Origin of the sequence: Leptothoe spongobia TAU-MAC 1115 (assembly GCF_018739885.1) — a bacterium.
Lineage (GTDB): Bacteria > Cyanobacteriota > Cyanobacteriia > Phormidesmidales > Phormidesmidaceae > Leptothoe > Leptothoe spongobia.
In genome coordinates this window covers 1-6,326 of record NZ_JADOES010000077.1, presented here as the reverse complement: position 1 = coordinate 6,326, position 6,326 = coordinate 1, and the positions used below count along the sequence as shown (strand labels likewise).

Sequence of the window (6,326 nt, the reverse complement as noted above, 5' to 3'; positions counted from 1 at the left end):
CATTCGTATCACTTCATGTCTTTGCTATCTTGTCAATGCGTAAGTCCTAAATCTCTTGAAAATTCAGTCAGCGGTAAGATTCGCTCATCTTCCCACCAGGCCCCAATCACCACATCTGTATCGAGCAGCAACGATTTTATAGCCGCCGCTGCTGCGATCGCATCCTTCTGATTAGCCCTGGCCGATGGCATCAGCTCACCTACGCTGCATTGTTGTCATTCCATTCCTCCATCAGAATTTGTGCAAATTTCTCAGGATGAAAGCCAGGTAATTTAACCACCCATCGCGCTGCCTCTCGCATCGTCAATGGATACAGCGCACGAATCGTCTTCAACGCATTCATCGCAGTCGTTGCCGCCTCACCTGCCGTGTTAAATCCTAGGCTTCGGCTTTTATTTAAAGCTTCCTTGGCTACCAGCATCAGCACCTGAGCAAAGTAACTATCATCTACCCCTTGTAGTTCCTCTATCTCCTCTGATGTCAGTCCTTGAGAGACAACAGACTCAACCGCTTCATTAACTACTGTCGTAGCTATCTTTGCGATCGCGGCCTTACCGCCCCCTTTAGGGATTCCCTTTATGGTTCGCTTGATCGAAGATTCGGAGACACCATACTGCTTGGCCAGGCTGGGAATAGTGCAGTCCCCTTCCATCCATGCTTTTTTGATTTGCTGCTTTTCTATATCGTTTAACCGCTTGGCCATGGGGTCAGATGAGGTGAGCTGGCCAGCTCAGAATTTAGGGCAGTTCAATTCATACTAAACCAAAACCCTTTGTTGACAATTATCTGACAACTGACCTGCTTCGACCTGATTCGGGTCGAAGCAGGTCAACCGACGATCGTGTATAAGTCGAAGAAGTACACGTCCTATGAACTAACCAAGGCTACCCACCCAGATCATTCAAACCCGGAAGCGAGGCGCGTACTTTTTGAATTTGTACGCGACCCATAAACTCTTTAGACAAGTAACCATGGACAGAACATACTCCAAACCCTACGCACCAAACGATCGCACCACTGCAGCACGATAGGTGCCCCAGTCTCCTCAATCCACATCAATACACGCAAGCTGAACACAGCACAGCCACCAACAAAGGAAACAATCAAACGTAAATGCACCCAAACGCGACCGCTGGCAACACACCAGGTATAAAGCGTGGTAGCTCCATGCCAGGCAACCAATGCTATAAAGACTGCGATCGCAACCAGATTCTTCAGAATATTGACGCAGAACCAATCGAAACTCTCAATGATGAGATCTCGCTTCTCATCCCAGTTCGGTACGATGCCATACCCGTTATCACAAGCAGCCTGCCATAAATTGATGAACGTAAAGAAGTCGTTGATCAATGACTGACCAAGGTGATCAGTCGTAGGTAAAAACTCTGTCAAACCATGATTAGCAAATTTCATCAATCTCTCCTATTTCTTATCTTCTTCGATCCATTGCTGAATGATTAACGCTCGTCGCTCAACCTTCTGTAGCTGATGCCTGCGATCGCAGCGAGCTTCCCAATCACGATGCTGGGCACCACCAAATCTTCCAAGTCCTTTTGACTTCTGATGGGTGCCAGGGATGTTCTTCCCTGTAGTAGTACGAACCCGAACCCGTGGCTTTCCTTTAGACGAATACTTGTCAACGTAGACACCGGTTGGAGCAACTTTCCCGCTATCTCTAATAGCCTGAGATTGTTGTTTTAATTCCTCAAGCAAAGATTCTAAATCTGGGCCATCAATCGGGTCTTTCTTCGAGGAATCAGTCTGGGCGTCAGCACTAAAATAGCTGATATCAAAGGCGTAGTCAGCAGTTTGTTGTTGGTACAACCCAGACGCATCATCCATCGTGTCGCGTACTCATCGCTTAACCACACGACCACTATAATTAGTGACAACCACAGTTGTCAACTGTGTGTCAGAAGCTGATTGATCACTGTGGTTATCGTTTTGCCAATGACAGAAACTCTTGTGAATCTACAACAGCCTCACACGAAGCAGGTAAATCAAGGCTGGACGCATAGCGCGTGTAGTTAAAGCCCAGCCATATCTCATGAATACCCATGTCTGGTAAGGGTAAAATCTTCAAATAATCTTTTTCGATTACTTGTAGGTAGGCATCTTTATCATCTGGTGGCAGTGCATTCCTGATGGGTGCCATTTCAACTGCGATCTCACGAGTTTTCGCAAAACTTGGCAGCAACCTGAGTGAGATCAACTCCGGTGGTTTGCTCGACAACCATAGCCAAGAGCGCTCGATCTGGTCCCCACCGACCAGCCTGGAAAAATGAATCAACCCAGGCCGATCATCCTGAAATAGGAGCAGCCCCCCTTCTATCTCACTAGGGCCATTTTGTGTAACTGGCTTAGCCCAGCTATATAAAACATCAGGCAGCTTATACATACGTTGCACTTATTTTTGATGTTGAGCAGATATAAAAAAAATTAAGAAACTTACACACGCTCTTTCAACCAAGCTTGTAGATCGGGCGTACTAAATTTGGAAAGCATCAAATAGACTTCCGTGTCTTTCTCTAATAATTGATCTGCTTGCTGGAAATATCGAGTCAACGCTCGACTGGCCAGATCATGGATGGACTCAGCCATATGCTGCTTGATCGCATATTCCCAGAATCCACGGTCTTTGGTCCCCATATAAAACGCGACCCCTACCGTCCCAGCGTAGAGGTCGACTTCCACATCCGGCTCCTCGCGCTCCATGGCTAGGACATAGAGGTTAACGGCCCATCGAACGATATCCGCCTTGGATTTGATCGATGCATTGTCACCTACTCGAAAGCAGTGCTCACCTACCCCCATGAACTCAGCTTCTGTTTCTAGTCGCTGAGCAATTTCCGTGGGGACCAATAACCGGATGCGTGCATTCTGCTTAGCCTTAGTTGCGTTAGTCATTCAGCAGCACCGCCAGAAATAATTCCTCAGCTGTCAGTAGATGTGTAGTCATCCTGGGGATGGTACATGAGAGCACCCGAGCCAGACGATCCTCAGTCCAACCCAGCAAATAACGGCAGACTAGCGATACCGCATGATCCTTATGGCGTTCCAGCATCACGGTTAGCGCTGTCGATACATCATCCGAAGTGTACTGATGCACCAATGACTGAGCCTTAAACCCTTTCCCACCAGCGACTACACACCCAGTCACCCCAGCAACGACATGCCCATGACTCATGACGTCATCCAATCGATTCGACCCCCACAACTGGAGTAGTAGCTCTACTTCCGCAACTCCTTGCATAAAAATTTCGTGACAATTATGTGACAGGCATTTTATAGGATACCTAAAAGCACTGTTATATATTGCTTTCAAGATATGGAAGTCTTCCTTGGGGTAGTAGGGGTCGTGGGTTCAAATCCCGCCGCTCCGATTGATTGAAACCTCCCATGTATGGGGGGTTTTGTCGTATCTAAGGCCAATGGCTTAACACTTCATTTTGGGTATGTACTACCCGATATTGCACGAAAGAATAGGGTTTTTAGCATCCTAATAGTTGCGGATTGGTTGCGGATATGACCTGGGTAGTACAAAAATAGGTCAGTTCGATTTTTTGTTTTTTGCTGGGTGCCTGGAAGTGTAGGCAAGTCCTTCACATCCCTACACACCGGATACACACCTTGTGGGACAAGGATTTCAGCGTGTAAGGGTTGCACTGCAGTCCTACATACCGTTTATTCAAGCCCCCCACCTCCTACACGCCCTTGCAATGTGAGGGTTTCAGCCATGCCAAGAACACCAAAGGGTGAAGTTAGCATCCTGAATAAGGACGGGATGATACAGCTTTACTGGAGATACCAAGGCGATCGCAAATACTTGAGCCTGGGGTTACAGTATGACCCTATCAATATTGAGGTTGCAAAAAGACGGGCATCACAAATCAAGCTCGATATGCTTTCTGGGCACTTCGATAAGACTTTGGATCGCTATCGAAGTGATCGCCCACCATCCGAAGGATTGGGAGCTGTAGAGCTGTTTGAAAAATTCATTGAGTGGAAAGCCCAACGGGTACAGCCACGAACACTAGACAAATATAGGGGTTTGGTGACCTGGCTTAGAGAATTCTTTGGTAATCGCACTGCTGATGAAGATAGCGCCACAGAATTCCTTGGCTGGCTCCAAGAAAATATGGAGCCCATCACCGTTAGGGAACGCTTGGTCTTGTTGCGGGCTGGGTGGAAATGGGGCCTGGACAAGGAGCTTGTCAGCAGTAATCCTTGGGCTGATTTGCATGTTCGCAAACCGCCAAAACAACCTACCAAACCATTCACTAAAGATGAGGTTAGACGCATCCTGGAAGGTTTTGAGAATAGCCGCTATTACAGCTATTACATCGACTATGTGAGATTTCGTTTTAGAACTGGGTTTCGTAGTGGAGAGATCAATGGCCTACGCTGGCGTCATTTCAACTCTGATTGCTCAGTGGTCTGGATAGGCGAATCACACACTCATGGCGAGTTCAAGGACACCAAGACCGGTAAAGCTCGTGAGGTAAAGCTATCGGTATCGTTAGTAGGGATGTTGCGATCGCAACTAGAAAAACTTAAGCCTGACCCTGATGAGCTGGTATTCCCAGCACCAAAAGGTGGGCCTATACATGAAGGTAACTTTGCCAAACGCGCCTGGAAAACTGTTCTAGAAGATGCAGGGATTGAATATCGGAAACCTTATAACACCCGTCACACCTTTATTAGTCATGCACTTGAGGCTGGTATGAGTCCAATGGAGGTTGCCAAGATTACGGGCCATGATGTCAGAACACTCTATGAAGACTATGCAGGGCTAATTAAAAGTCATCCCACGACACCAGAACTGTTTTAGCGTCTACGTCTTTTGCCACTGGGGAGCGAGCGTCTAAAGTTTTCAATTGCTGCCTGATGAGTCTCGGGTGCATCCTGATTGACCAACCAGTCAAGAATCATTTCTCTGATGTAGAGGAAAGGAGCCGTAGGGCCTTTACCACGCCTGACATAGTGAACGCCCTGTATCCAGTTCCCTCGCAGTCCTTTAAGGGCATCAGGCTTACATCGCAATAGTTCACAAGCTTCATCAGTAGTCAGAAGATTAACCTGCATTTACTGGATGCCTCCCATTAGTTGAAATCTTCTGATAGAAAAATTCCATCTGAGGCTCACTCAGGCGCTCAATTTCTTTATCAAATGTTGCTCCATCGGTCTCGTATAGGTTACTGAGTCTTTGAATATCTCTAGTAGATAAGAGTGTGCATTCATCATGGTTATAATTACCTTTTAACGCATTGGAAACAGTTTCTGGAGAAACGAAGCTATCAGGCTGGCCAATGGAATCAACGCCAATTAATCGAATGCCTGTGAATCCACTGCCCCGATTTCGTTCTCGTTTGCGCTGTGCATCTATGCCAAGTTGCGTTTGCAGTAAATTCTCTAAAGCGCTTGAGAACTTTGACAGGCTCAGAGGTTTGACGTTAGCTGACTCGCAATAATCCACATAATTTGCATAGAGACAGTTGGCTTTGGGGTTCGATTTGTCACCTATTTTTGTCCAGGACTTTTCATCTACGACAACGCGATCGTTTACCCACTGAGCTAAGCTATCAGTCTTTAAGAGACTGGTAGCTTGGAATTCAGCCATTGCTCCCACATATTGCCGTGGGTTGCGGATATAGGCTTCCATTAGTTCATGGGGCATTTCTAACACCCAGTTAAAGAGCCCTGGAAGGTGTTTTGCAAACTCACCCCTTAGTGAGCCGTCAGGAGCAAATTCTATTAATGATCGTCGTTGGCCGTCTGGGACAATTCGATTAAAATAAATGGGTATGCGTCGCCTGAATAAAGCATTGGTGTGATCAGAAGCAATCACTTCTTTATTGGTGGCTACCATTACCCAACCTTCAAGACTGAATCCGTCTGTATAATCGGCATTTTCGCCTTTTCGCTCCCATGGGATATAGTCTTCACCTGTTAGTTGTTTAAGGACATCAACCGCCGTAGGGTTATAGTCTGCATCAGGGATAAAGACCAGACGCTTACCCATAAACCGGGATGTTTCAAAGCGACTACTGGCAATTCTTGAAAGACTTGTACTGACAGTGTTAGAGCGTCCTAATAGGGCTTGGATTAATCGAATGAGGGTGCCTTTCCCAGTACCGCCGCCGCCAATAACTTCCAGATATCGCTGGAAGTCAGGCCTACCCATCACCATTGCCTTTAAGCAAGCTCGGATCAGTTGAACAACAGTTTCATCTTCATTTGCGGCCCACCGCAACCATTCAAGGATGGGGTCACATGTCACGCCTGGTAGATACTCATAGGGCAACTGCCAGGTAAAACCATACTCG

10 protein-coding genes are annotated in these 6,326 nt (G+C 46.9%); 1 reads left to right on the top strand and 9 read right to left on the bottom strand.

Annotation, left to right across the window (positions count from 1 at the left end; all coding sequences use genetic code 11):
* Positions 1-32 precede the first annotated feature (32 nt).
* From IXB50_RS21815 to IXB50_RS21785, 7 genes are all read right to left on the bottom strand, one after another.
* On the bottom strand, positions 33-191 hold the full coding sequence (locus IXB50_RS21815) for a hypothetical protein (protein WP_215611110.1): 159 nt from the start codon (positions 189-191) through the stop codon (positions 33-35).
* Between the two features lie 8 nt (positions 192-199).
* Positions 200-703 carry a hypothetical protein gene (locus IXB50_RS21810; RefSeq protein WP_215611109.1) on the bottom strand — a complete coding sequence of 168 codons (504 nt, stop codon included), beginning with the start codon at positions 701-703 and terminating at the stop codon, positions 200-202.
* A 254-nt stretch (positions 704-957) separates the two neighbouring features.
* Positions 958-1,413, bottom strand: a complete 456-nt coding sequence (locus IXB50_RS21805; protein ID WP_215611108.1) for a hypothetical protein — start codon at positions 1,411-1,413, stop codon at positions 958-960.
* Positions 1,414-1,422: 9 nt separating this feature from the next.
* Positions 1,423-1,842, bottom strand: a complete 420-nt coding sequence (locus IXB50_RS21800; protein ID WP_215611107.1) for a hypothetical protein — start codon at positions 1,840-1,842, stop codon at positions 1,423-1,425.
* A gap of 94 nt (positions 1,843-1,936) precedes the next feature.
* Complete coding sequence (locus tag IXB50_RS21795; protein ID WP_215611106.1) at positions 1,937-2,398, bottom strand: hypothetical protein; 462 nt, start codon at positions 2,396-2,398, stop codon at positions 1,937-1,939.
* A gap of 50 nt (positions 2,399-2,448) precedes the next feature.
* A complete protein-coding gene (locus tag IXB50_RS21790) occupies positions 2,449-2,907 on the bottom strand; it encodes a hypothetical protein (RefSeq protein ID WP_215611105.1) in 459 nt (152 codons plus the stop codon).
* On the bottom strand, positions 2,900-3,253 hold the full coding sequence (locus IXB50_RS21785; RefSeq protein WP_215611104.1) for a hypothetical protein: 354 nt from the start codon (positions 3,251-3,253) through the stop codon (positions 2,900-2,902). The genes IXB50_RS21790 and IXB50_RS21785 overlap by 8 nt, the downstream gene beginning before the upstream one ends.
* Before the next feature lie 483 nt (positions 3,254-3,736).
* Here IXB50_RS21785 and IXB50_RS21780 point away from each other — a divergent pair, with 483 nt between their 5' ends.
* Complete coding sequence (locus IXB50_RS21780) at positions 3,737-4,831, top strand: tyrosine-type recombinase/integrase (RefSeq protein ID WP_215611103.1); 1,095 nt, start codon at positions 3,737-3,739, stop codon at positions 4,829-4,831.
* Here IXB50_RS21780 and IXB50_RS21775 read toward each other — a convergent pair.
* Positions 4,828-5,085, bottom strand: coding sequence for a hypothetical protein (locus IXB50_RS21775; protein WP_215611102.1), 258 nt, complete (start codon positions 5,083-5,085; stop codon positions 4,828-4,830). The two genes, IXB50_RS21780 and IXB50_RS21775, sit on opposite strands and share 4 nt — an antisense overlap.
* On the bottom strand, positions 5,075-6,326 hold a 1,252-nt coding region (locus IXB50_RS21770; protein ID WP_215611101.1), incomplete at its 5' end, for a DNA primase family protein. The genes IXB50_RS21770 and IXB50_RS21775, both read right to left, overlap by 11 nt.